This is a genomic window from candidate division KSB1 bacterium (genome assembly GCA_022562085.1).
Taxonomy (GTDB): Bacteria; Zhuqueibacterota; Zhuqueibacteria; order Oceanimicrobiales; family Oceanimicrobiaceae; genus Oceanimicrobium.
Genome location: JADFPY010000432.1, coordinates 1 through 3,285, shown reverse-complemented (window position 1 = coordinate 3,285; position 3,285 = coordinate 1). Strand labels below are relative to the sequence as shown.

The window sequence follows — 3,285 nt, the reverse complement described above, 5'->3', positions numbered from 1 at the left end:
TGGCGGGTTAAAGTATTGCTCATAACCGCTATACATATTGACCGTCATGTGTGAAGCATAGGCCTCGCTTCCTATGGGTGAAATTACTCTTAACAAACCCCAGCTTCCTTTTTGCCCGGCGTCAACCATTTTCTGATGAGAAGGTTGAAATATCTCCTTTTCGGCCTTTTCATAGTCACTGTATTTACCCATATCAACTTTCATTATGTCTAAAGATGCTACGGTTCCTACTTTCATCTCAAAATCACCAGTGGTATTGGCTATTCGCTCATAATACACCCTAACAGCCAAGTCTCGGGTTTTGGATGCATTGTTGATCTTAGCAGTGATTTCGTCTTCAGACATTTCGGGGTATGCTTTCTTGGCGTTCGCCAAAAGCTTCTCCCAAGAGACTCCCGTCATCATCGCTACAGGATTATCAAACAAAGTAACCGTTAGATACTGAAACCCCTGGTCTTCACCTCCAGGTTGAAGTGACCATAGATCCCATCCCTGTATATCGCCATTGATAGCAGCTTGCTGATGAATCTTTTCCCAAAAGGTTTCCGTTTCCCAATAGTCATTAGCCTGTTCCTCATCTACCCTCATATACTCATTTATCAGGTAGAGCTTGTCTTGTGCAATCGATGCTTGACACAACAATAGTGTTGTCATAAAAAAAAGTGATAGTAATCTTTTCATGATAATTCTCCTTAGATTTGGTTATAAATTAATTCTATAGTGTTGGAGTAAATATTTTTGGCTAAATTACTGTTGGTGGACTTCTGACCATAACAACCTCCCTTCAATTGTTCCGATCAATTTGTTACCTTAGATTCACGTATTTTCATAAAGTCATAAAGTCTAATGCCCTTCGTTTGAATTCCGGCCCATTTTCGTCTGAGGTTTATTAATGACACGTGATAAAATGAAACTTGCATATCTTCACCCAGGTTATTGGGGTCGTGCGCTCAAGACGCATGTTAGGCCTGCGCCACAAAACGGACAACGGCCACATGGCTTTGAAGTGTGCAACTCATCTTCTACCTGCAACGCAGTGGACGTTAGGCGCGCCACAGACAGACCGAAAGAACTCTCCATCTGGCGTGGTCTCATCAGCACATATTCTTAGTTTTTCAACCAGGCCGCCACAGAACGCAACCTCGATTCTAAACCCCACTGCAAAATATTTGGGTGGGGTTAAAGCCGAGCAGGGATGCTAGGCGTTCCCCTAAACCCTATTTAAATTATGCATAAATTATTTTGCAAATTCAACAAATTTTATTGTTCTATGTTCTGTTAGGCTTTTCCTTATGGCCGTTTACTTTTCGTCTTGATAAAATATGTATAGTGCTTCAGATGGCGTTGGCATAATTTTTTTTATTCGAACTCGATAAGATTTTAAACGCAAGCTTAATTTATCACACTCTATTTATAATTCACGTGGCATGGAAGCCAAGTGTAGTTTTTGGGGATGGGTAAATATTTTGCATATGGTTTACTTCATTAAAGCGCCGGACTTTGAGTGGCGCGCCTAACGAGACTGTCGAATAATACAAGATGCAATTCGTCTTTTTGTTCTTGAGTTCATTTTTTTAGATTTTCGTTTTTTTAGCGCTACTTTTTGTTCAGATGTAGAAGCGGTTTGCCCGGGAAAGCCGGTTTCAGGGCCAGGGCTGAGTTGAGTCCGCCTCTTTTGCTCTAATGCGCCATGCCATAGTGCGCTATTTTCTCAATATTGTGCACCAGTGCAAATAACATCCATTGAATATTGACCTTTTCCTTAGTCCGTAAAGTAAACCGGTCCAGGCGCTTTTGTGAACGAATATTGGCAAAGACCGGCTCAATAGTGGCCAGGCGTTTGGAATATATTTTTCTGCCCTCCAGTGTATCTATCTTCGCCTTCATCTGCTCGACCAAGCTGAACTTCTTTTTCTCTTCCGGTGAGCGGGCCAAAGGTATCAACAAATATCTGGCCTGGGTCTGGGGTGTACTCAAACATTTCAACCTCAAAGGACATGCCGAGCAATCGGTTTGCTTTGCACGATACATGTCATAAACAGAATTTCGAATTTGTTGCGCCCGTGCTTTGCGCTTTAAGAACTTACCATTTTTACAAATATAGCCTTGTTTTTTTTCATCCCAGGTAAAATCATCATTAGTGAAAGTGTTCTGGTTACGGTTTGCTTTTTTGACTTGTTTCCTCGGATTAATGCCATCCTTAAATCTGTCCTGCTCAGCAAAGCGCACATCCCTTTTACGGAACTGCGGGTCAGGGATATAGGCGTTGATTCCTTCGGCTTCACAGATGGCCAGGTTGTCTTTGTTGTGATAATTGCAGTCGGCGCTCAGCTCTTTGTCTTTAAAATAATCCTCTCCTTCGCCGATGGTCTGCATGTTCTTTTTGGCGCCTTCAAGCATCGGTTTGAGGTTGTCATGGTCTTGCCCGTTGCCCATGGCCTCGGCATTGACGATGATTTGATGCTTGTCGTCGACTAAAGCCTGGGCATTATAGCCTTGAATCACGCCGTGGGAGGTTGGCATCTTCGCCGATTCATTGTCAGTGACATTGCTCTGAATCTCAGCTTTGGTTTTGCCCTTCTTCGGCTCGTTTTGTTTGAGAAAGTCATCGAGGCGCTCAACCTGGCGTGCGAGGCGCTTCTTTTGCTTCTGGCGTCTCTGGCTGTCCGATGCCGACGTCTCATCCGCCCGGATATGCTCGGAGAGAACTTCGGTTAATTTCTCCTGCAGTTTATCCCGCTTCTTCTTGAGTTCCTTAAACGTCCCGCTCCATTCTTTCGAGGCATTGGAGGGCAGCTTGAGTCCATCCAGGGAGAAATGGGTGCCACCCAAAAGATTCAGCTCCTCACACACCAGTAGGATGTTGCAGAAAATTGGTTCGATTTCCTCTTTCATTGAGGAGACAAAATGGGCGATGGTGCTGTGGTCGGGTTGAAAGCCGCAGCTCAGGGCCATGAAGACGATGTTTTCCTGACAAGCACGTTCAATGGGACGGGAGCCGATGATGCCTCTTGAATAGGCAAACAGCACAATTTTCAGCAGAATTTTTGGGTCGAAGGCGGGCGCACCGCTATCATCATTCTTGAAGCGGTCTTCAAAAATCGAAAGGTCGATTTCCTGCTCGACTAATTCGTGGATGGCGTATTCTATGGTTCCCGGTTCGAGTTGCTCCTTCAGCGTGATGGGAATCATAACCATCTGGTCATAATTGTAAGGTTTGAACTTGGCCATTATCGCCTCTAACTATCAGTGAATACTAATAGTTAATGTACAAAACTGTTCACA

General features: G+C 44.1%; 3 protein-coding genes. 1 reads left to right on the top strand and 2 read right to left on the bottom strand.

What is annotated here, in order from left to right:
• On the bottom strand, positions 1-681 hold a 681-nt coding region (locus IH879_21815), incomplete at its 3' end, for a hypothetical protein (protein MCH7677563.1).
• Between the two features lie 263 nt (positions 682-944).
• Here IH879_21815 and IH879_21810 point away from each other — a divergent pair.
• Positions 945-1,202, top strand: a complete 258-nt coding sequence (locus tag IH879_21810) for a hypothetical protein (protein ID MCH7677562.1) — start codon at positions 945-947, stop codon at positions 1,200-1,202.
• A gap of 478 nt (positions 1,203-1,680) precedes the next feature.
• On the opposite strand, the gene IH879_21805 is transcribed toward IH879_21810, so the two are convergent.
• Positions 1,681-3,231, bottom strand: a complete 1,551-nt coding sequence (locus IH879_21805; protein ID MCH7677561.1) for an IS1182 family transposase — start codon at positions 3,229-3,231, stop codon at positions 1,681-1,683.
• Positions 3,232-3,285: the final 54 nt, after the last annotated feature.